General features: G+C 60.7%; 22 protein-coding genes and 1 other RNA gene. 5 read left to right on the forward strand and 18 right to left on the reverse strand.

Annotated features, from left to right (window positions below; all coding sequences use genetic code 11):
• Window positions 1–3: 3 nt before the first annotated feature.
• The 9 genes from mraY to rsmI form a co-directional block, all read right to left on the reverse strand.
• The gene (mraY, locus tag N4Q37_RS21310) at window positions 4–1086 is read right to left on the reverse strand and encodes a phospho-N-acetylmuramoyl-pentapeptide-transferase (RefSeq protein ID WP_260961583.1); all 1083 of its coding nucleotides are present in this window, start codon (window positions 1084–1086) and stop codon (window positions 4–6) included.
• Window positions 1086–2453: a UDP-N-acetylmuramoyl-tripeptide--D-alanyl-D-alanine ligase gene (locus tag N4Q37_RS21315; RefSeq protein WP_260961584.1), complete on the reverse strand. Its 1368-nt coding sequence runs from the start codon at window positions 2451–2453 to the stop codon at window positions 1086–1088. The genes mraY and N4Q37_RS21315 overlap by 1 nt, the downstream gene beginning before the upstream one ends.
• Window positions 2446–3909, reverse strand: a complete 1464-nt coding sequence (locus N4Q37_RS21320) for a UDP-N-acetylmuramoyl-L-alanyl-D-glutamate--2,6-diaminopimelate ligase (protein ID WP_260961585.1) — start codon at window positions 3907–3909, stop codon at window positions 2446–2448. The genes N4Q37_RS21315 and N4Q37_RS21320 overlap by 8 nt, the downstream gene beginning before the upstream one ends.
• Window positions 3909–5648, reverse strand: a complete 1740-nt coding sequence (locus tag N4Q37_RS21325) for a peptidoglycan D,D-transpeptidase FtsI family protein (RefSeq protein ID WP_260961666.1) — start codon at window positions 5646–5648, stop codon at window positions 3909–3911. The genes N4Q37_RS21320 and N4Q37_RS21325 overlap by 1 nt, the downstream gene beginning before the upstream one ends.
• Entirely contained in the window at window positions 5648–5941 is a 294-nt protein-coding gene (gene ftsL, locus N4Q37_RS21330) for a cell division protein FtsL (RefSeq protein WP_260961586.1), read from the reverse strand. The genes N4Q37_RS21325 and ftsL overlap by 1 nt, the downstream gene beginning before the upstream one ends.
• The gene (gene rsmH / locus N4Q37_RS21335; protein ID WP_390897953.1) at window positions 5938–6885 is read right to left on the reverse strand and encodes a 16S rRNA (cytosine(1402)-N(4))-methyltransferase RsmH; all 948 of its coding nucleotides are present in this window, start codon (window positions 6883–6885) and stop codon (window positions 5938–5940) included. Before rsmH ends, ftsL begins: the two co-directional genes overlap by 4 nt.
• Window positions 6882–7337, reverse strand: a complete 456-nt coding sequence (mraZ, locus tag N4Q37_RS21340; RefSeq protein ID WP_003205355.1) for a division/cell wall cluster transcriptional repressor MraZ — start codon at window positions 7335–7337, stop codon at window positions 6882–6884. The genes rsmH and mraZ overlap by 4 nt, the downstream gene beginning before the upstream one ends.
• 308 nt (window positions 7338–7645) lie before the next feature.
• Window positions 7646–7999, reverse strand: an RNA gene (gene rnpB / locus N4Q37_RS21345) — RNase P RNA component class A.
• Between the two features lie 74 nt (window positions 8000–8073).
• Window positions 8074–8946: a 16S rRNA (cytidine(1402)-2'-O)-methyltransferase gene (gene rsmI / locus N4Q37_RS21350; RefSeq protein ID WP_260961589.1), complete on the reverse strand. Its 873-nt coding sequence runs from the start codon at window positions 8944–8946 to the stop codon at window positions 8074–8076.
• A gap of 239 nt (window positions 8947–9185) precedes the next feature.
• Between rsmI and N4Q37_RS21355 the strand changes: the two genes are divergently transcribed.
• The 4 genes from N4Q37_RS21355 (at window position 9186) to N4Q37_RS21370 (ending at window position 12640) form a co-directional block, all read left to right on the forward strand.
• Window positions 9186–10997, forward strand: coding sequence for a penicillin-binding protein activator (locus N4Q37_RS21355; RefSeq protein ID WP_260961590.1), 1812 nt, complete (start codon window positions 9186–9188; stop codon window positions 10995–10997).
• A complete protein-coding gene (locus N4Q37_RS21360) occupies window positions 10997–11359 on the forward strand; it encodes a YraN family protein (protein ID WP_260961591.1) in 363 nt (120 codons plus the stop codon). The genes N4Q37_RS21355 and N4Q37_RS21360 overlap by 1 nt, the downstream gene beginning before the upstream one ends.
• 112 nt (window positions 11360–11471) lie before the next feature.
• The gene (locus N4Q37_RS21365) at window positions 11472–12065 is read left to right on the forward strand and encodes a phosphoheptose isomerase (protein ID WP_007928463.1); all 594 of its coding nucleotides are present in this window, start codon (window positions 11472–11474) and stop codon (window positions 12063–12065) included.
• Window positions 12062–12640, forward strand: coding sequence for a BON domain-containing protein (locus tag N4Q37_RS21370; protein WP_260961593.1), 579 nt, complete (start codon window positions 12062–12064; stop codon window positions 12638–12640). The genes N4Q37_RS21365 and N4Q37_RS21370 overlap by 4 nt, the downstream gene beginning before the upstream one ends.
• A 520-nt stretch (window positions 12641–13160) precedes the next feature.
• Here the strand turns inward: N4Q37_RS21370 and N4Q37_RS21375 are convergent.
• From N4Q37_RS21375 to rplM, 9 genes are all read right to left on the reverse strand, one after another.
• Window positions 13161–13520, reverse strand: a complete 360-nt coding sequence (locus N4Q37_RS21375) for a DUF6124 family protein (protein ID WP_260961594.1) — start codon at window positions 13518–13520, stop codon at window positions 13161–13163.
• 579 nt (window positions 13521–14099) lie between these two features.
• On the reverse strand, window positions 14100–14234 hold the full coding sequence (locus N4Q37_RS21380; RefSeq protein WP_260961595.1) for a hypothetical protein: 135 nt from the start codon (window positions 14232–14234) through the stop codon (window positions 14100–14102).
• A 209-nt stretch (window positions 14235–14443) separates the two neighbouring features.
• Window positions 14444–14857 (reverse strand): ClpXP protease specificity-enhancing factor, encoded by a 414-nt coding sequence (locus tag N4Q37_RS21385; protein WP_260961596.1) that lies wholly within the window; start codon window positions 14855–14857, stop codon window positions 14444–14446.
• 16 nt (window positions 14858–14873) lie between these two features.
• Window positions 14874–15491 carry a glutathione S-transferase N-terminal domain-containing protein gene (locus tag N4Q37_RS21390; protein WP_260961597.1) on the reverse strand — a complete coding sequence of 206 codons (618 nt, stop codon included), beginning with the start codon at window positions 15489–15491 and terminating at the stop codon, window positions 14874–14876.
• Between the two features lie 151 nt (window positions 15492–15642).
• Window positions 15643–16425, reverse strand: a complete 783-nt coding sequence (locus N4Q37_RS21395) for a cytochrome c1 (RefSeq protein WP_260961598.1) — start codon at window positions 16423–16425, stop codon at window positions 15643–15645.
• Entirely contained in the window at window positions 16425–17636 is a 1212-nt protein-coding gene (locus N4Q37_RS21400; protein ID WP_260961599.1) for a cytochrome b, read from the reverse strand. Before N4Q37_RS21400 ends, N4Q37_RS21395 begins: the two co-directional genes overlap by 1 nt.
• A complete protein-coding gene (gene petA / locus N4Q37_RS21405) occupies window positions 17636–18229 on the reverse strand; it encodes a ubiquinol-cytochrome c reductase iron-sulfur subunit (RefSeq protein ID WP_260961600.1) in 594 nt (197 codons plus the stop codon). Before petA ends, N4Q37_RS21400 begins: the two co-directional genes overlap by 1 nt.
• Before the next feature lie 257 nt (window positions 18230–18486).
• Complete coding sequence (gene rpsI, locus N4Q37_RS21410; RefSeq protein ID WP_260961601.1) at window positions 18487–18879, reverse strand: 30S ribosomal protein S9; 393 nt, start codon at window positions 18877–18879, stop codon at window positions 18487–18489.
• Between the two features lie 14 nt (window positions 18880–18893).
• Window positions 18894–19322 carry a 50S ribosomal protein L13 gene (gene rplM / locus N4Q37_RS21415; protein ID WP_260961602.1) on the reverse strand — a complete coding sequence of 143 codons (429 nt, stop codon included), beginning with the start codon at window positions 19320–19322 and terminating at the stop codon, window positions 18894–18896.
• Window positions 19323–19566: 244 nt separating this feature from the next.
• Here rplM and N4Q37_RS21420 point away from each other — a divergent pair, with 244 nt between their 5' ends.
• Window positions 19567–20607 (forward strand): NADP(H)-dependent aldo-keto reductase, encoded by a 1041-nt coding sequence (locus N4Q37_RS21420; RefSeq protein ID WP_260961604.1) that lies wholly within the window; start codon window positions 19567–19569, stop codon window positions 20605–20607.
• The last annotated feature ends 56 nt before the right edge of the window (window positions 20608–20663 follow it).

Here is a 20663-nt window from a genome sequence, read left to right on the forward strand (position 1 = left end):
GTTCTACCTCAGCTTCAGGGTGGCAAGGCCGATCAGCACCAGGATCACGGTGATGATCCAGAAACGGACGATCACACGTGGCTCGGGCCAGCCCTTGAGTTCAAAGTGGTGGTGGATCGGCGCCATGCGGAATACGCGGCGGCCGGTCAATTTAAAGGAGGCAACCTGAATGACGACTGACAGGGTCTCCATCACGAACACGCCGCCCATGATGAACAGGACGATTTCCTGGCGAACGATGACGGCGATGGTGCCCAGCGCCGCGCCCAGCGCCAGTGCGCCGACGTCGCCCATGAAGACCTGGGCCGGATAGGTGTTGAACCACAGGAAGCCCAGGCCGGCGCCGATCAGCGCACCGCAGAACACGATCAGCTCGCCTGCCCCCGGGACATACGGGATCAACAGGTATTCGGCGAACTTCACGTTACCCGACAGGTAGCAGAAGATCCCCAGCGCACCGCCCACCATGACCGTCGGCATGATCGCCAGGCCATCGAGGCCGTCGGTGAGGTTGACCGCGTTGCTGGAACCGACGATCACCAGGTACGTCAGCACGATGAAGCCGGCGCCCAGCGGGATGCTGTAGTCCTTGAGCATCGGCAGGATCAGCGTGGTCTCCACCGGCGAGGCGGCGGTCATATAAAGGAAGATCGCCGCGCCGAGGCCGAATACCGACTGCCAGAAATATTTCCAGCGGCTCGGCAAGCCACGGGAGTTCTTCTCGATGACCTTGCGGTAATCGTCGACCCAGCCGATGGCGCCAAAGAACAAGGTCACCAGCAGCACGACCCAGACATAACGGTTCGCCAGGTCGGCCCAGAGCAAGGTGCTCACGCCAATGGACGACAGGATCAGCGCGCCACCCATGGTCGGGGTGCCGGATTTGGAGAGGTGCGATTGCGGGCCGTCGTTGCGGACCGACTGGCCGATCTGCAGGTTCTGCAGGGTGCGGATCATCCACGGGCCCAGGAACAGCGACAACGACAACGCGGTCAGCACACCCAGGATCCCGCGCAGGGTCAGGTACTGGAAGACCGCGAAGCCTTTGTAGAACTGTTGCAGGTACTCCGCTAGCAGCAGCAGCATCAATGTTTCTCCGTACGGGTGCCGCACAGCGCCGCGACGATGTTTTCCATCGCTGCGCTGCGTGAGCCCTTGATCAATAAAGTGGTGTTCGGGTCTTGCTCGGCACCCAAGGCCTGGATCAGTTCGGCCTGGGTCGTGAAATGCTGGGCGTGCTCGCCGAACGCGGCGACCGCGTGGGCCATCATCGGGCCAACGGCATACAACGCATCGACCTTGCCACGCGCGTAGGCACCGACATCGTGATGGCCCTGCCGCGCCCATTCGCCCAGCTCGCCGATATCCCCCAGCACCAGCACGGTACGGCCGGAGAAACCGGCGAGGATATCCACCGCCGCGCACATGGACGATGGGTTGGCGTTGTAGGTGTCGTCGATGACGCGCATGCCGTTGCTGGCCAGTTGCGCGACGGAGCGCCCCTTGACCGGCTGCACGGCGTCCAGCCCGGCGACGATGCCGGACAGCGACACGCCCAATGCGTGGGCCGCAGCGGCAGCCGCCAGGGCATTGGCGACGTTATGGGTGCCGAGCAGGTTCAGCTGGACCCGCGCCGCGCCATCCGGGCTGTGCAGGTTGAACGCCGGGCAACCGCGGGCATCGCGGTCCAGGTCGCTGGCGTGGAAGTCCGCCGCGCGGTTGTCCAGGGCGAAGGTCAGCACCTTGCGCCCCGCCGCCCGGGTCTTCCAGATGTCGAACGCCTTGTCATCGAGATTCAGCACGGCGACGCCATCGGCCGCCAGTCCTTCGATGATCTCACCCTTGGCCTCGACGATTTTTTCCGGGCCGCCGAACTCACCGACATGGGCGGTCCCGGCGTTGTTGAGCACCGCCACATGGGGTTTGGTCATGCCCACGGTGTAGGCGATCTCGCCGAGCCGCGAAGCGCCCAGCTCGATGACGGCGGCACTGTGTTCCGGCGCCAGTTCCAGCAAGGTCAGCGGCACACCGAGATCGTTGTTCAGATTGCCACGGGTCGCCAGGACCGGACCCCGCGTACGCAGGATGCTGGCAAGCATTTCCTTGACCGTGGTCTTGCCGCTGGAGCCGGTGATGGCCGCGACCGGGTTGCCGAACGCGGCGCGGTTCAGCGCACCGAGCTGGCCCAGGGCCTGGCGGGTGTCGCTGACCAGCAACTGCGGCAATGTGCTGTTGGTCACTTCCCGCTCGACCAATGCCGCGACCGCACCCTTGGCGGCGACTTCGTCCAGGTAGTCGTGGCCGTCAAAACGCGGTCCGGCCAGGGCGACGAACAGTTGCCCCGGTGCAATCGCCCGACTGTCGATGCTCACGCCGTCGAAGGCAGCGTCCGCAGCGATGAGGCGGGCATTCAAGGCGTCGGTCAGTTCGCTGAGTTTCAGGGCCTTAAGCATGGGCCACCTCCCACGCGGTCAAGGCGTGATCGGCTTCTACCAGATCGGAGAACGCGTGACGCTCGCCGTTGATTTCCTGATAGTCCTCGTGGCCCTTGCCGGCCAGGACGATGACATCGTCCGCCGAGGCGCTGGCGATCAGTTGCGCGATCGCCTGGCCGCGACCGGCCACGAACGTGACGTTATCCAACGCCGAGAAGCCAACGCGGATGTCGTCGAAAATCTGCGAAGGGTCTTCGGTGCGCGGGTTGTCGTCGGTGACGAGCACTCCGTCGGCCAGCCGTTGTACCACTTCGGCCATCAGCGGGCGCTTGCCACGATCACGATCGCCACCGCAACCGAACAGGCACAGCAGCTTGCCCTTGGCGTGAGGCCGCAGGGCCGTCAGGACTTTTTCCAAGGCATCGGGGGTGTGGGCGTAATCGACCACCACCAGCGGTTGAGCACCGCCACCCAGGCGCTGCATGCGCCCAGCCGGGCCTTCGAGCTTGGGCAGGACCTTGAGGATTTCGTCCAGCGGGTAGTCCAGGCCGAGCAAGGCACCGACGGCGGCCAAGACGTTGCTCAGGTTGAAACGGCCGAGCAAGGTGCTGCGCAGATGATGTTCGCCCTGGGGCGTAACCAGCGTGGCGCGCACGCCTTCGTCATTGAACTGCGCCTGGCGTACATAAAGGTAGGCGCTGGCGTCTTCCAGGCTGTAGGTGATCAGCCGGGATTCACGCTTGTCGGCGGCCAGTTGCCGACCGAACTCATCGTCAAGGTTGATGACTCGGCACTTCAGGTCATTCCAGGCAAACAGCCTGGCCTTGGCTTCGCCGTAGGCCTGCATGGTGCCGTGGTAATCCAGGTGATCGCGAGACAGGTTGGTCAGTACCGCGACGTCGAACGCCAGCGCGCTCACGCGCCCCTGATCGAGTCCATGGGAAGAAACTTCCATGGCGACGGCCTTGGCACCGGCCTTCTTCAGGTCAGCCAGGGTCGCCTGCACGGCAACCGCGTTCGGCGTGGTGTGCAGGCCACTTTCCAGTGCGTCATGGAAGCCGTTGCCCAAGGTCCCGACGATGCCGCAACGCTGGCCGAGCAAATCCAGGGCCTGGGCCACCAGCTGGCTGACGCTGGTCTTGCCGTTGGTGCCCGTTACGCCAATAAGGTTCAGGTGACGGCTCGGTTCGGCATAGAAACGCCCGGCGATGTCCGACAGTTGCGCGGCGAGCCCCTTGACCGGAATCAACGGGACGTCGGTGATCGGCAGCACGGTCGCGCCTTCCACTTCATAAGCCACGGCAGCCGCGCCGCGCTGCAAAGCATCGGCGATGTGGGCGCGACCATCGAAGCGCGCACCCGGCACGGCCAGGAACAGGTCGCCGGCGCGGACATTGCGACTGTCCAGGGCCAATTCGCGAATCAGCAGGTCGTGACCGGCGTGGGCAAAGATCTTGTTCAGGCTCAGGGACATCAGCCACGCCCTCCATCGGCTTTCAAGGGGACGACCGGAGCAGTGCTCGCCTGCTGGGTCGGCGGCAGGTTATCCGGGGTGATGTTCATCAGGCGCAGGGTGCCGGACATGACTTTACTGAACACCGGCGCCGAGACCAGGCCACCGAAATAGCCGGCCTTGCTTGGTTCGTCGATGACCACGACGATGGCGTAGCGCGGGTCGCTCATCGGGCCGAAACCGGCGAACAGCGAACGATAGGAATTCTCGGCGTAGCCCTTGGTGCCCACGGAAGTCTTGCGGGCCGTACCCGACTTGCCGGCCACGTGATAGGCCGGCACCTGGGCGCGATAAACTCCACGCGGCGCCTCGATCACCTGTTGCAGCATCCCTTGCATGGTCTTGGCAACGTTTTCCGGAATCACCTGGGTGGTCTGCGGCGGCTTGTCGGTCTTGATCAGGGTCAGCGGTGCGATACGCCCGTTGTTCGCCAGCGCGGAAAACGCGTGGACCAGCTGGATCGCGGTCACGGAAACACCGTAGCCGTAGGACAACGTCGCCGTTTCCGCCTTGCGCCAGTCACGATAGTTCGGCAGGTTGCCGACCCGTTCGCCCGGGAAGCCCAGGCCGGTGTCCTGGCCCAGGCCGATTTTCTGAGCCAGGCGATAGATCGTTTCACCGCCGATGTCGAAGGCGATCTTGCTCATGCCCACGTTACTGGAATTGATCAGAATGCCGGTCAGGTCGAGCACCGGGCCTTCGGTCTTGGACACGTCACGAATGGTGTACTTGCCGATCTGCAGGGTGCCCGGATACACCTCGACGGTATCGCTCGGCTTCCAGCGCCCGGTTTCCAGGGCAGCGGCCATGGACACGGCTTTCATGGTAGAACCGGGTTCGAACACGTCGATCATCGCGCGGTTACGCATCATCGCCGGTTGCAGGTTGCGACGGTTGTTCGGGTTGTAGGTCGGCTGGTTGACCATCGCCAGGATCTCGCCGGTCTTCACGTCCATGATCACCAGGCTGCCGGCCTTGGCACCGTTCTCGACGATGGCATTGCGTAGCTCGCGGTTGGCCAGGTATTGCAGGCGCAGGTCAATGGACAACGCCAAGGGCTTGCCGGCCTTGGCGTTTTTGGTGACTTGGACATCCTTGATCAGCCTGCCGCGCCGGTCCTTGATGACCTGGCGCTTGCCGGCGACCCCGGCGAGCCATTCGTCATAGGCCAGTTCGACCCCTTCCCGCCCTCGATCATCGATGTCGGTAAAGCCGACCATATGGGCGGTGACTTCACCGGCCGGGTAGAAACGCCGGAACTCTTCGATGCCGTAGACACCAGGCACTTTCAGGTCGAGCACGCTCTGGCCCTGCTCGGGGGTCAAGCCGCGCACCAGGTAAATGAATTCCTTGTTGGCCTGGGCTTCGAGGCGTTCGGCCAGCGCCTTGGGATCCTGGCCGAGGGCAGCGGCCAGCGCCGGCCACTTCTCCTTGGCCAGTTGCATTTCCTTGGCATTGGCCCACAGGGTGGTCACCGGCGTGCTCACGGCCAGGGGTTCGCCATTGCGGTCGGTGATCAGGCCACGGTGGGCCGGAATCGGAATATGCCGCACGCTGCGCGCATCACCCTGCCCCTTGAGGAAGTCACGGTCGACCACTTGCAGGTCGATGATGCGCCAGGAAATGGCCGCCACCATGATCCCGAGCAACCCCAGGACCAGACGGAACCGCCACGGGAACAAGGCCCCTTCGAGCTTCATCATGGCGCCACCATCTGTACTTCGGCCGCGCCGGGAATGTGCATCTTCAATTGTTCGGTGGCCAGCACTTCAATGCGGCTGTGGGCCGTCCAGGTGCTTTGCTCCAGGATCAACCGCCCCCATTCGGCCTGCGCCTTGTCGCGCACGCTCAATTCGTTGTAGAGGGTATTGAGCAACTGCCGGTTCCAGTGCGCGCTATAAGACACGGCGATGGCCGATACGAGCACGCCGATAAACAACAGCAACATGAAAAAGCTGCCGCCGGGCAGGGGCTTGGCGAAGAGCTTGCTCACCGCAACTTCTCCGCGACACGCATGACCGCGCTACGGGCGCGAGGATTGGCCTTGAGTTCGGCCTCGGAGGCGAACTGCGCTTTGCCATGGATCTTGATTTTCGGCACGAAGGCTTCGAAACGCACCGGCAGGTTGCGCGGCAGGTTATCGGCTTCGCCCTTGGTGAGCTTGCGCATGAACAGCTTGACGATGCGGTCTTCCAGGGAGTGGAAGCTGATCACCACCAGGCGCCCACCCACCTCCAGCGCGTCGAGCGCCGCTTCGAGGCCGACTTCGAGATCGCCCAGTTCATTGTTGACGTGGATGCGCAACCCTTGGAAAGCCCGGGTCGCCGGGTTCTTGCCCTTCTCCCAGGCCGGATTGGCCACCTTCAACACCTCGGCCAGGTCGCCGGTGCGCTCGAAGGGCTTGATGTCACGTCGTTCGACCACGGCACGGGCCATGCGGCCAGAGAAACGCTCTTCACCGTACTCCTTGAAGACACGGGCGATTTCTTCCACCGGAGCGGTGTTGACGAATTCGGCGGCACTGATGCCGCGAGACGGATCCATGCGCATGTCCAGCGGACCGTCATTGAGGAAGCTGAAGCCGCGCTCAGGGTCGTCCAACTGCGGAGACGACACACCCAGGTCGAGCAGCACGCCACTGACCTTGCCGTGCAGGCCACGCTCGGCAACTTCCGCACCCAACTCGGCAAAGCTGCGCTGCACAACGACAAAGCGGCCGTCTTCGGCCGCTAGCGCTTGCCCGGTGGCAATCGCTTGAGGATCTTTGTCGAATCCCAGTAACCGTCCGTCCGGACCGAGCTTACTGAGGATCAGCCGGCTGTGCCCACCCCGCCCGAACGTGCCATCCAGATAGCAGCCATCAGGACGTACGGCGAGAGCCTCGACGGCTTCGTCAAGCAGTACGGTGATGTGGTTAAAGCCGCTATCAATAGTCACAGGATCAAATCACGCAGTTCATCAGGCATGGCGCCCGGTTGTTGAATAGCAGCGAGGTCAGCGGCAGAAACCGCATTCCAGGCATCTTCGTCCCACAGCTGGAACTTGTTCAGTTGGCCTACCAGCATCGCGCGCTTGTCCAGCTTGGCGTATTCGCGCAAACGCGGCGGAACCAGGAAACGACCACTGCCATCGAGTTCGAGATCGACGGCGTTGCCAATCAGCAAGCGTTGCAGACGGCGGTTTTCTTCCCGCAGCGAAGGCAGTGCGCGCAGTTTGGTTTCGATGATTTCCCACTCATCAAGGGGGTAAACGCATAAACATGGATCAACAGCGTCGATCGTGACGATTAATTGCCCCGAACTTCGCGAAACGAGCTCGTCACGATACCGGCTTGGCATGGCGAGCCGGCCTTTGGCATCGAGACTGATAGCGTTAGCTCCGCGAAACACGTCTGCGTTTCTCCACTTTTGGGCGGTTTACCTTCAAAAAAACCCACTTCATGCCACTTTCCGCCACTTGCGCACACTATAGGAATGCGCCCACCGCACCGTCAAGGCGCGCATTGAAGGAAAAGCCTTATAGATCGGAGATTTAGGAGCGTTTCAGGAGGGCCAACAAGAATCTGACGTAGGAATTTTCACCACAACCCGAGAGAGCACAGGAGGCTGCGCGCACAAGTTAAAGTGATTTATTAAGAGTAAGATTTTTTTGGTATTAGGAACTGCCTCTGCCTTTGATTCTGGCAGGGTGGGGAAAGGTGGAGAGTCGATCTGTAAGCCGGGTTCTGTCTTGAACAGTCATTCGTCTACGATGGCCATCACTGGACATCTTTAGCAACCTACCCGGTCCCAGCGCGGGCCACGCCTTGGGACCCTATTTGGTCTTGCTCCAAGTGGGGTTTACCTAGCCACGAACTGTTGCCAGCCGTGCGGTGCGCTCTTACCGCACCTTTTCACCCTTACCGGCGCCGAAACGCTTAGGCGGTTATTTTCTGTGGCACTTTCCGTAGGCTCGCGCCTCCCAGGCATTACCTGGCACTTCGCCCTATGGAGCCCGGACTTTCCTCCCCCCCCTAATTTTCATAGAGGGCAGCGACTGTCCGATCGACTCTCCGCCGCGAAGGTTAACGGCAGAGCGCCCGAAGAACAAGCGCTAAAAGCCTTTTGCCACGCTACCTGTCCGGTTTTACCGGGCCTTTTGCTGGTCCAGCGCGACCTGATACAGCACGTTCTTGCGCTCACCGGTGATTTGCGCAGCGAGGGCGGCCGCACGCTTGAGCGGCATTTCCTCGAGTAGCAGGTTCAGGATGCGCATCGCCTCGCTGCTGACAGCCTCCTCACTGTCCGGCGCCGTCCAGCCCGCCACCAACACCACACACTCGCCGCGCTGCTGGTTGCCGTCATTTTCGACAAACGCCCGCAGCTCCGCCAACGGCAAGCCCTTGAGGGTTTCGAAGGTCTTGGTCAGCTCTCGGGCCAACAACGCAGGGCGCTCGGGACCAAACACCTGCTCCATGTCTTGCAGGCATTCAAGAATACGGTGCGGCGCTTCGTAAAAGATCAGCGTGCGCGGCTCTTCCTTTATGGACTCCAGGCGCGTTCGCCGTCCAACTGCCTTCGCAGGCAGGAAGCCTTCGAAAATGAAACGGTCCGACGGCAGGCCTGCCGCCGAAAGTGCCGCGATCAAGGCGCACGCGCCCGGCACCGGCACCACATTGATGCCCGCTGCACGAGCCTGGCGCACCAGGTGATAGCCAGGATCGGAAATCAGCGGCGTGCCGGCATCGGAAATCAACGCGACGTTATCCCCCGCCAACAGTCGAGTGATGAACCGACTGCCTTCATCCCGCTCGTTGTGTTCGTGGCAGGCGGCCAACGGCGTAGCAATGCCGAAATGCTGCAACAGGCGCTGGGAGTGGCGGGTGTCTTCAGCGGCGATCAAGGCCACCTCGCGCAGGATCTTCAGCGCCCGGGCGCTGATGTCGTCCAGGTTGCCGATGGGCGTCGCCACCACGTACAGCGAGCCGGCAGCGGAATTCAAAGCACCTGGAGCAGTCAAAACGCACACCTCATGTTCGGTAAAAGCGCCATTGTAGCGTGTGCAGGCCGCCTCGGCTGTTCACATCAACCATTGTGGCGAGGGAGCTTGCTCCCTCGCCACAGGGCAATACCTGCCTTTTGTGCTGTGCCGCACTGTTTGAAATACCTAAATCGACCGATTCACACCACCGACATCGCGCCCCGGCCAGCGCTTGGGTACAATTCGACGCTAATTTGATCTCGTATCAGGACATTTACATGATCGCTTGCCTGCGGCTGCTCTCCGCCCTTTGTCTCGCTGCCCTCCTGGCAGCCTGCGCCAGCTCGCCCTCGTCCAGCCTTGGCGAACTTCCACGGACCCCGGACGCCAGTATCGAGCAGTTGCTCGAACAAGCCGCCCAAAGCAAGGACCCGGAAAAAGCCGCCCTGCTGCGCCTGAGTGCCGCCGACCAGGCCTACCGCCAGGGCAATGCCGGCCAGTCTGCGCAGATCCTGCAGCAAGTGTCGATGGAACAGCTCAAACCCGGCCAGCAGATTTTTGCCAGCACGCTCTCGGCTGAACTGGCGATGACACGCAACCAGCCCAAGGCCGCCTTGACCGCCCTGAGTCATCCCAGCCAGCAGCACCTGAGCGAAATGCCAGCGGAGCAACAGGTTCGCACCGGCACCGTCCACGCCCGCGCCCTCGAGGCCGATGGCCAGACCCTGGCGGCGGCGAAGGAGCGAATCTTCATCGCCCCGCTGCTCAAGGATGACGCCGCGGCGAAGAACCACGAAGCGATCTGGTCGCTGATCGCCTCGCTCCCCACTGACCAGTTGCAACCGACATCCGACGACGATCTCGGCGGCTGGCTGACCCTGGCCCGTGCCGTGAAGACCGCCGGCACCCTGGAACAGCAGCAAGCCGCCATCGACCACTGGCGCGAACAGAATCCGAAGCACCCCGCCGCCCAGCAACTGCCTACCCCACTGGTCAAGCTCAAGGAACTGGCGAGCCAACCCCTGAGCAAGATCGCCCTGTTGCTGCCACAGAACGGCCCCCTGGCATCGGTCGCCAAGGCCCTGCGCGAAGGTTTCATGGCCTCGCACTATCAGGCTCAACAGGCCGGGCAGAAGCCGCCGAGCATCCAGCTCTATGACAGCTCCAGCCTGACTTCCATGGATGAGTTCTATCGCAAGGCCCAGGCCGACGGCGTACAACTGGTCGTCGGCCCACTGGAAAAACCACTGGTCAAACAGATCAGCGCCCGTGCGCAACTGCCGATCACAACCCTCGCGCTCAACTACAGCGAAAGCCCGCAGAACCCACCGCAGCTATTCCAGTTTGGCCTCGCGCCCGAGGATGAAGCCCGTGAAGTGTCCCGTCGCGCCCGCGCCGACGGCCTGCATCGCGCCGCCGCCATGGTACCGAAAGGCGAACTGGGCGATCGCATCCTGAAGGCCTTCAGCCAGGACTGGCAGGCCAACGGCGGCACCGTCGTCGCCATTGAACGGGTCGACCAGCCGGTGCAACTGGCCCAGCAGATCGCCGACATGTTCCAACTGCGCCAGAGCGAAGGTCGCGCCAAGAGCCTGCAAAACACCGTCGGCACCACCGTCGCGGCGCAACCGTCCCGCCGCCAGGACATCGAGTTCATTTTCCTCGCGTCGACTCCGCAGCAAGCCCAGCAGATCAAGCCAACGCTTAACTTCCAGTACGCGGGCGACGTGCCGGTCTACGCAACGTCCCTGGTGTACAGCGCCAGCGGCGACCAGAACCAGTACAGCGACATGAACGGCATCCGTTTCTGTGAAACCCCTTGGCTGCTGGATGCCAACGACCCGCTGCGCAAGCAAGTCACCGCCCAATGGCCCCAGGCGGGCGGCCCCCTGGGCCGACTGTACGCGCTGGGCGTAGACGCCTATCGCCTCGCTCCACGCCTGGGCCAGCTCAAGACACTGCCGGACAGTCGCATCGAAGGCCTGTCGGGCAGCCTGGCGGTATCCCAATCCCAGCGCGTGCAGCGGCAGCTGCCATGGGCGGAGTTCGCCAACGGCCAGGTGCAGCGTCTGCCGGACACCCAGCGCTGATGCCTGAGCGGTCACGCCAGCAAAGCGGACGAGATGCCGAGGGCCTGGCCCTCGCGCATCTCGAGCAACAAGGCCTGCGGCTGCTGGCGCAAAACTGGTTGTGCAAACGCGGCGAGCTTGATCTGGTCATGCTTGACGGCGATACAGTAGTATTCGTCGAAGTCCGCTACAGAAAAAATACCCAATGGGGTGGCGCCCTCGATAGCATCGACGAGCGCAAGCGCCGCAAGCTGGTTTTCGCCGCACAGTATTTCCTGCAACGCGAGTCTCGCTGGGCCGATCACCCTTGCCGCTTCGACGTGGTGGCCATCGACAGCAGCGCCGAGCAGTTGAACTGGCTGCAAAACGCCTTCGACAGCTGAAGGCCCAGCGCCCATGACGAGCCACGCCGGACACCTTCACCCAATTTTTGCTCTTTGCTTTGCGCGCCGCACAGGTTTGTGTCGATAAGCCGCGCCACTTAAGGTCACACAGATGGACATGCAATCGCGAATCCGCCAGCTTTTTCAGGCCAGCATCGACACCAAGCAGCAGGCGATGGACGTACTTGCACCGCACATCGAGCAAGCCAGCCAAGTGATGGTCAACGCACTGCTCAACGAGGGCAAGATGCTCTCCTGCGGTAATGGCGGTTCAGCCGGCGACGCCCAGCACTTCTCATCGGAGCTGCTCAATCGCTTCGAGCGCGAGCGCCCGAGCCTGCCGGCCATCGCCCTGACCACCGACAGCTCGACGATCACCTCGATCGCCAATGACTACAGCTACAACGAAGTCTTTTCCAAACAGATCCGCGCCCTGGGCCAGCCCGGCGACGTGCTGCTGGCGATCTCCACCAGCGGCAATTCAGCCAATATTATTCAAGCGATCCAGGCCGCACATGATCGCGAAATGATTGTCGTAGCATTGACCGGTCGAGACGGCGGCGGCATGGCATCGCTGCTATTGCCTGAAGACGTCGAGATTCGCGTACCGGCCAATGTCACCGCACGTATCCAGGAAGTCCACCTGCTGGCGATCCACTGCCTTTGCGACTTGATCGACAGCCAATTGTTCGGGAGTGAAGAATGACCCCTAATCGCCTCGGCCTTCTGGCCCTGACCCTGTGCCTTGGCATCAGCGGCTGTACCTCGGTGGTTAACGCCAGCCGGGAAGCACCGATCGAAGATGACCGCGGCACCCGCACCTTCGGTAGCAAGATCGACGACTCGCTGATCGAAACCAAGGCCGGCGTGAACATCGCCAAGGCCGACCCGGATCTGGACAACAACTCGCACATCGTCGTCACCAGCTTCAACGGTGTGGTGCTGCTGGCCGGCCAGACCCCGCGTGCCGACCTCAAGGCCAAGGCCGAGCAGGCCGCCAGCGCCGTGCAACGGGTCAAGACCGTGCATAACGAACTGCAGGTGTTGCAGCCCTCCTCGCTGCTGGCGCGCCAGAACGACACCTGGCTGACCACCAAGATCAAGACCCAGATGCTCACCGACGCCAGCATTCCTGGTTCGCGTATCAAGGTTGTAACTGAGAATGGCATCGTTTATCTGCTGGGGTTGCTGACCAAGCAGGAGGCTGCCCAGGCAACCAGTCTGGTGCAGGGGGTGTCCGGGGTGCAGAAGATCGTGAAGTTGTTTGAGTATATTGACTGAGGGTAGTTGCGGTTCTTGATGCTGCTGCGCTTGGCTTGGCTGGAAAAACGGTGCTTCTTCGTATGGGGGGAGCGCCGTTTTTTTTGATTGGTTGGTGTGTATATCCGTTTCTGCGGTAACGGCTGCTTGGGGTTCCGCCCTTACGGCGGGTCACTTTCGAAAAGCGCGAAAGTAACCAAAGCGCTCTTGCCCCACCACTGGGCACCTCGCCAAGGCTCGGTGTTCCCTCACTCCGGCATTGCTCCGTGGGCCCGCCGCGAAGGGCCATCCATGGCCCAGCGCGGCTATCCCGGCATCCATGCCGGGATGCCCACTACGCAATGCCTGCGTTCGGCCCTTGTGGTTAATGGGGCGCTCAAGATCAAAAGCCAAAGCAAAGCAAAGCAAAGCAAAGCAAAGCAAAAGCGAGGCGGCCTGGCGGCCGGGCTGTCTCTCCCGGCTGTGCCAGAATTTCACTGTGGGAGCAAAGCTTGCTCGCGATGACGGTGCCCCAGTCAACATCAATGCTACTGACCTGACGCTATCGCGGGTCGACGTTATCCAGCACTTGGTTGGCCAGTAGCGAACTCAGCTCGATCAACTGCTGAATGCCAAGCGCCAAATGACGCCGTGAGCCGTCCAGGTCGAATGCGAGTTCGTTGGCCATGGCGTCCGCCGAGGCCAGGGTTTCGCTGAGGTTGGCGAGCAGGCATTCGTTATCGAGGCCTTTCACGACGGTGAATACCTGGCCCGGTTTTGGCGTGTCTTGGGATTTATCCGGCTTCGGCAGTAAGTAGTGATCAAGCACGCGTTGGGTAGTTTCGTCTTGCTTCTTGGCTTTGGATTTTGCGGACTGCGAGGGGGAATCTGTTTCTGGGGGATTCGGAGTTATTTTGTACATTTTTACGTTCCCTTAAGTTTAGTAGGCAGCTACCGTCTCGCTACTAAACGAAAGGAGGCAGCTGTGCGCAAGTTAGTAGACCGGTAAGGCAACGGAAAACCCGGCGCACCCGAAGGCGCCATGCGCACAGCCACCATCAAGTGCAGGCGAAGGCCTGACTGATGAGACTCATGCAACCGTTGCAATTACCGGGCTACTAAACCCGACCACTGATGAGCAGTGGCAGGCAAGACAATAGAACCCAGGGACAAGGCGCACAAGCGGGCGGATTCTGGCGTAGTTGTAGGCAAAGGCGCAAGGATGTGTGGGGTTGCGCGGGCAAAATGGTCAGGTTGAACATTTATCTGAAAGCACAGGAATGGGTGTCGCAATCCAGGGCTGTTCGGCCACGACATTCGCTTCATCAGGGATGATTCCTTGAGAGATAGCTTGGCTACCAGGCCGCCATCGCGAGCAGGCTCGCTCCTACAATGAGATCGGGGTACAACCGCAGGAGATTGATCGGCGCTAGGCCGCCTCGCGAGCAAGCTTTGCTCCCACAGGTGGATTCAGGTACTGCCGGAAAAGTCAGGCCGGCCGTTAGACCGCCTCGCTTTGGCTCTTGATCTTGATCTTGATCTTGATCTTAGGCGCCCCATTAACCACAAGGGCCGAACGCAGGCGTTGCGCAGTGGGCATCCCGGCATGGATGCCGGGATAGCCGCGCTGGGCCATGGAGGGCCCTTCGCGGCGGGCCCACGGAGCAATGCCGGAGTGAGGGAACACCTCGCCGAGGCGAGGTGCCCAGTGGTGGGGCGAAGCCTTTTTTGCTTACTTTTTTTGGCGTTTGAAAAAAAGTGAGCCGCCGTCAGGGCGGAACCCTAAGCAGCCGTTACCGAAGAAACGGCTATACACACAAATCCCACCGCAAACACCCGCTCCCCCTACTTCACCACCTTAAGACTAGGCCGCCCACTAGGCCGCGGCGGCTCATCATCCGGTGGCGGCAGATCATCATCCGCCTCGTACTCATCCTCGCCATCCAGCGGCGCCTCAAGCTCAAACACCATGCCCTGCCCGTTCTCCCGGGCATAAATCCCCAGGATCGCCGCAATAGGCACATACAACGTATGCGGTACGCCACCAAAGCGCCCCTCGAAACTGACCGCATCGTTGTCCATGTGCAAATGACGCACGGCAACCGGCGATACGTTCAGGACAATCTGTCCGTCATTGGCAAACCCTTGCGGCACCTGTACCGACGGGTACTCGGCATTGACCAGCATGTGCGGGGTGCAATCGTTGTCCACAATCCACTCGTAGAGCGCGCGGACCAGATAAGGTCGACTGGAGTTCATAGCGGCTCCCTAAGCCTTAGCGCATGTCGCGTTCGACACCAGACAGACTCGCCTGGAAAGCCTCACGCGCAAATTGGCGCTCCATATAATCAAGCAACGGCTTGGCGGGCCGTGGCAGTTCGATACCCAGAATCGGCAAACGCCAGAGTATGGGCAATAGGCAGCAATCCACCAGACTTTGTTCCTCACTGAGAAAAAACGGCTTGTCGATGAACAGCGGCGATACGCCCGTCAGGCTCTCACGCAACTCTTTACGCGCCACAACCCGTGCCGGCTCCTTGGTCTTTGGGTCCAGGATCAGGTCCACCAACCCGCACCAGTCACGCTGGATACGATGGATCAACAGACGACTGTTGGCGCGCGCGACAGGATACACCGGCAGCAAAGGCGGATGCGGATAACGCTCATCCAGGTATTCCATCACCACGGTCGACTCCCACAATGCCAGGTCACGATCGACCAGCGTGGGCAGGCTGCCGTAAGGGTTCACCTCGATCAGCTTCGGCGGCTGACGACCCGCATCGACATAAATGATCTCGGCGCTGACACCCTTCTCTGCCAGTACGATGCGTACCCGGTGGGAATAGTGGTCGGCGGGGTCGGAGTAACAGGCCAACCGATTGGTCACGCCCATGGCGATCCTCCTCGCTTGTTGAAATTATCGAAAAACGGAAAAGCGCGCGCGCCCAGAGGGCGTCTCCCGTAACACCTGGTCGACCAGGCTCGTTACACTTTCAGAGACGCCCTTGGGCGCGCGCGATTAACAGCAACGGCTTACAGCTTTATCAATGCACGTCTTTCCAGTATTCACGCTTGAGCAGATAGGCGAATACGAAGAAGAACGCCAGGTACAGCAATACATAGGTACCGATGCGCTGATGCTCCAGCTTCACCGGGTTGGCCGAGTAGGCCAGGAAGGTCACCAGGTTCTTGACCTTCTCGTCGAACTGCTCAGGCGTCAGGCTGCCGGAGTTCGGCACCACGGTCAACTGATCGCAAGCCTCATGGGTCAAGGCGGTGCCGGTCAGCGGGTCGTATTGCTTCTTGCCGTGTTCGACGACTTGAACCTGTTTGCAACCTACCACTTGGCGACCCTGCAGGCCGACCAGGACGTTTGGCATGCCGACGTTCGGGAAGACCTTGTTGTTCACGCCCCATGGACGCGCCGGGTCTTCATAGAACGAACGCAGGTAACCGTAGAGCCAATCGGTACCGCGCACACGCGCCACCAGGGTCAGGTCGGGTGGCGCAGCGCCGAACCAGGTCTTGGCGTCTGCGGGCTGCATGCCAGAGTTCATGTGGTCGCCCAGCTTGGCGCCAGTGAACACCAGCTTCTCAAGCATCAGCTCATGGGGGATGCCCAGGTCATCGGCCACACGCTCATAGCGCTGGAACTTGGCACTGTGGCAACCCATGCAGTAGTTGGCGAACGTCCGCGCGCCGTCCTGCATGGCAGCCTTGTCGGAAACGTCGATGTCGACTTTTTCCAGCTCCGGACCACCGTGTTCAGCCGCAAAGGACAGCACAGGCATAGCAGCAAGAATCAGTACAGCAAATAACTTTTTCATCAGCCAGTCACCCTTTCCGGAACCGGTTTGGTCTTCTCGAGCCTGGTGTAGAAAGGCATCAGAATGAAGTAGGCGAAATACAGGAAGGTGCACACTTGCGACAGCAGCGTACGTTCCGGGGTCGGCGCCAGTACACCTAGCACACCCAGGATCATGAACGCGACGCAGAACACCACGAGCCAGATCTTGCTCAGCCAGCCTTTGTAGCGCATCGACTTGACCGGACTGCGGTCCAGCCACGGCAGTACGAACAGCACGGCGATGGCCGCGCCCATGGCGATGACGCCCATCAGCTTGTCTGGAATCGCCCGCAGAATCGCGTAGAACGGCGTGAAGTACCAGACCGGGGCAATGTGCTCAGGTGTCTTGAAGGCGTTCGCCTGTTCGAAGTTCGGCTTCTCGAGGAAGTAGCCACCCATTTCCGGGAAGAAGAACACGATCGAGCAGAAGATAAACAGGAAGACCACTACGCCGACGATATCTTTCACGGTGTAGTACGGGTGGAAGGCGATGCCATCCAGCGGTACGCCGTTCTCGTCCTTGTGTTTCTTGATGTCCACGCCGTCCGGGTTGTTCGAGCCAACTTCGTGCAGCGCCAGGATGTGTAGCACCACCAGGCCGAGAATGACGATCGGCAGGGCCACCACGTGCAGGGCGAAGAAGCGGTTCAGGGTAATGCCCGAGATCAGGTAGTCACCACGGATCCACTGGGTCAGGTCGTTACCGATGACCGGGATCGCACCGAACAGCGAGATGATCACCTGGGCGCCCCAGTAGGACATCTGACCCCAAGGCAGCAGGTAGCCCATGAAGGCCTCAGCCATCAGCGCCAGGTAGATCAGCATGCCGAAGACCCATACCAGCTCACGCGGCTTCTGATACGAACCGTAGAGCAAGCCACGGAACATGTGCAGATAGACCACGATGAAGAACGCCGAAGCGCCGGTGGAGTGCAGCAGGCGCAGGATCGAGCCGTACTCGACGTCGCGCATGATGTATTCGACGGAAGCGAATGCTTCTTCCGCCGACGGGGTGTAGCTCATGGTCAGCCAGACACCGGTGACGATCTGGTTGACCAGAACGAGCAGGGCGAGGGAACCAAAGAAGTAGAAGAAGTTGAAGTTTTTCGGAGCGTAGTACTTGCTGAGATGGTCTTCCCACATCTTGGTCGCGGGAAAGCGCGCATCGACCCAATCCATGAATTTGCTCATCACGCTTTCTCCGTGTCGACGCCGATGACAATGATGTCGTCCGACTCATAGGAATGCGGGGGAACTGGCAGGTTCAGAGGCGCAGGCTGCGACTTGTAGACGCGACCAGCCAGGTCGTAGTGGGAGCCGTGGCAAGGGCAGAAATAACCACCGACCCAATCCTTGCCGAGATCGGCAGGCGCCACTTCGGGACGGAATGTTGGCGAGCAACCCAGGTGCGTGCAGATCCCGATCAGTAGCAGGACTTCCGGCTTGATCGAACGCGTTTCAGGATTGACGTATTCCGGTTGGACCGAGTTCTTGGAGGAAGGGTCGGACAGCTGACCCTCGATCTTCTTCAGATTCCCCAGGATTTCCTCAGTACGGCGGACGATGAACACCGGCTGGCCGCGCCATTCAGCAATCATCTGCTGGCCTGGCTCGATCTTGCTGACATTCACTTTCACCGGAGCACCTGCAGCTTTCGCCTTGGCACTGGGAAACCATGACCCCACGAACGGGACCGCAGCCCCCACCGCTCCTGCAGCACCCACCACGGATGTGGCTGCTACCAGGAAGCGACGCCGGCCTGCATTCACGCCGTCATTGCTCATTCAGTCCTCTCCCATCAGCTTTGTGGCCTGTTAGATCAGGCGTCTACTAAGTAAAAATCTGAACTTATAAAAATTTTGCCGAATGGTAATGAAAAGCCCCAATTCTGACAAGGTAATTACCAAGCGGCCCAACCGCCAAGCCTTGTAGTATAGGGCCTCTACGGATGTGGCAAGTTGTCACAGAGCATTTATTTCACCCATAAAAAAAACGCCCAGCTCCGTGAGGAACTGGGCGTTTTCTTGAAAGCGGAAACGAATTAACGCTTCGAGTACTGCGGACGCTTACGCGCTTTACGCAAACCAACTTTCTTACGTTCAACTTCGCGAGCATCGCGAGTCACGTAGCCAGCTTTACGCAGGGCGCTACGCAGGGTTTCGTCGTAGTCCATCAGGGCACGAGTGATGCCGTGGCGGATTGCGCCAGCCTGACCACTTACACCACCACCGATAACAGTGACGTAGATGTCGAACTTTTCAACGGTCTCGGTCAGTTCCAGCGGCTGACGAACTACCATGCGGGCAGTTTCGCGACCGAAGAAACGATCCAGGGAACGGTTGTTGATGGAGATGTTACCAGTGCCCGGACGCAGGAAAACGCGTGCGGTTGCAGTCTTGCGACGGCCAGTGCCGTAATTTTGAGTCGCCGACATAATGAACTATTCCGTTAAAACTTCAGTTCTTGGGGCTGCTGAGCAGTATGAGGGTGAGCAGCGCCCGCATAAACCTTCAGCTTACGATACATGTCGCGACCCAGCGGGTTCTTAGGCAGCATGCCTTTAACCGCGGTCTCGATCACGCGCTCAGGGGCTTTGGCGATCAGCTTTTCAAAGTTGATCGACTTGATGCCACCAGGAAACCCGGAGTGGGAGTAGTACATTTTGTCAGCGCTTTTAGCACCGGTAACACGTACTTGCTCGGCATTGATCACGACGATGTAGTCACCGGTGTCAACGTGAGGCGTGTACTCAGGCTTGTGCTTGCCACGCAGACGGCTCGCGATTTCGGTGGCCAGACGACCCAGGGTCTGACCAGCAGCGTCGACGACGAACCAGTCGCGCTTTACTGTTTCCGGTTTAGCAGTAAAAGTTTTCATTCTTTATAGCCTCAGGGGCCGCCCTGTAAATTAGACGGCGGATCTTACTGAATAGTGCGTACTTTGACAAGTCAAAGGCAGCCGGATACAGACGCTTTCGGGGGCTCGGGTCGGCGCGTCCGTTCAACGGCAAGATTCTTCGGCGGCGGGGCATCACTTCCACTGCAGAAAGAGGTGCGCAATTATGCAGATTGCGAAAAATATTTCAACCTGCTTCTATGAATGTTTTGCCCAAGGAGCCCCGATGGACTATCGCCAGCTAGGCCGTACCGATCTCAACGTGAGCGCCCTGTGTCTTGGGACCATGACCTGGGGTGAGCAGAACAGCGAGGCCGAGGCCTTCGCCCAGATCGAGCGCGCCAAGGGTGCTGGCATCAATTTCCTCGACACCGCCGAAATGTACCCGGTACCGCCGAAAGCCCAGACCTACGCCACCACCGAGCGCTACATCGGCAACTACTTCAAGAGCCGCGGCGATCGTGCCGACTGGATCCTGGCGAGCAAGATCGCCGGCCCCGGCAACACCATCGACTACATTCGCGACCAGAACCTCAAGCACAACCGCCGGCACATCGTCGAAGCCGTGGAGGCCAGCCTCCAGCGCCTGCAGACCGACTGGATCGACCTCTACCAGTTGCACTGGCCGGAACGCAGCACCAACTTCTTCGGCCAGTTGGGCTACCAGCACAAGGCCGACGAGGACTTCACCCCGCTGGAGGACACCCTCGAAGCCCTGGATGAACAGGTCCGGGCCGGCAAGATCCGCCACATCGGCCTCTCCAACGAAACACCGTGGGGCACCATGAAATTCCTGGCCCTGGCCGAAGCCCGTGGCTGGCCGCGGGCGGTGTCGATCCAGAACCCCTACAACCTGCTCAACCGCAGTTTTGAAATCGGCCTGTCGGAAATCGCCATCCGCGAGCAATGCGGCCTGCTGGCCTACTCCCCGCTGGCGTTCGGCTTCCTGTCGGGCAAGTACGAAGGCGGCGCGCGACCCGCCAAGGGCCGCCTGACGCTGTACAGCCGCTTCATGCGCTACTTCAACCCGCAATCGGAAGCCGCGTGCAGCCGTTATGTCGCGCTGGCCCGCGAGCATGGCCTGGACCCGGCGCAAATGGCCCTGGCATTCGTCACCCAGCAGCCGTTCGTGACCAGTAACATCATCGGTGCCACCACCCTGGAGCAACTGGACAGCAACATCGCCAGCCTCGACCTCAAGTTGTCGGATGAGGTACTGGCGGGGATCGAGGCGATTCACAAGGACCAGCCCAACCCGGCGCCTTGATCGCCCCGTCAGCCCCCATCGCGAGCCGACTCGCGATGGGGGCTACCAGATCACCA

Source organism: Pseudomonas citri (genome assembly GCF_025336485.1).
In the GTDB taxonomy this organism is placed as follows: Bacteria; Pseudomonadota; Gammaproteobacteria; order Pseudomonadales; family Pseudomonadaceae; genus Aquipseudomonas; species Aquipseudomonas citri.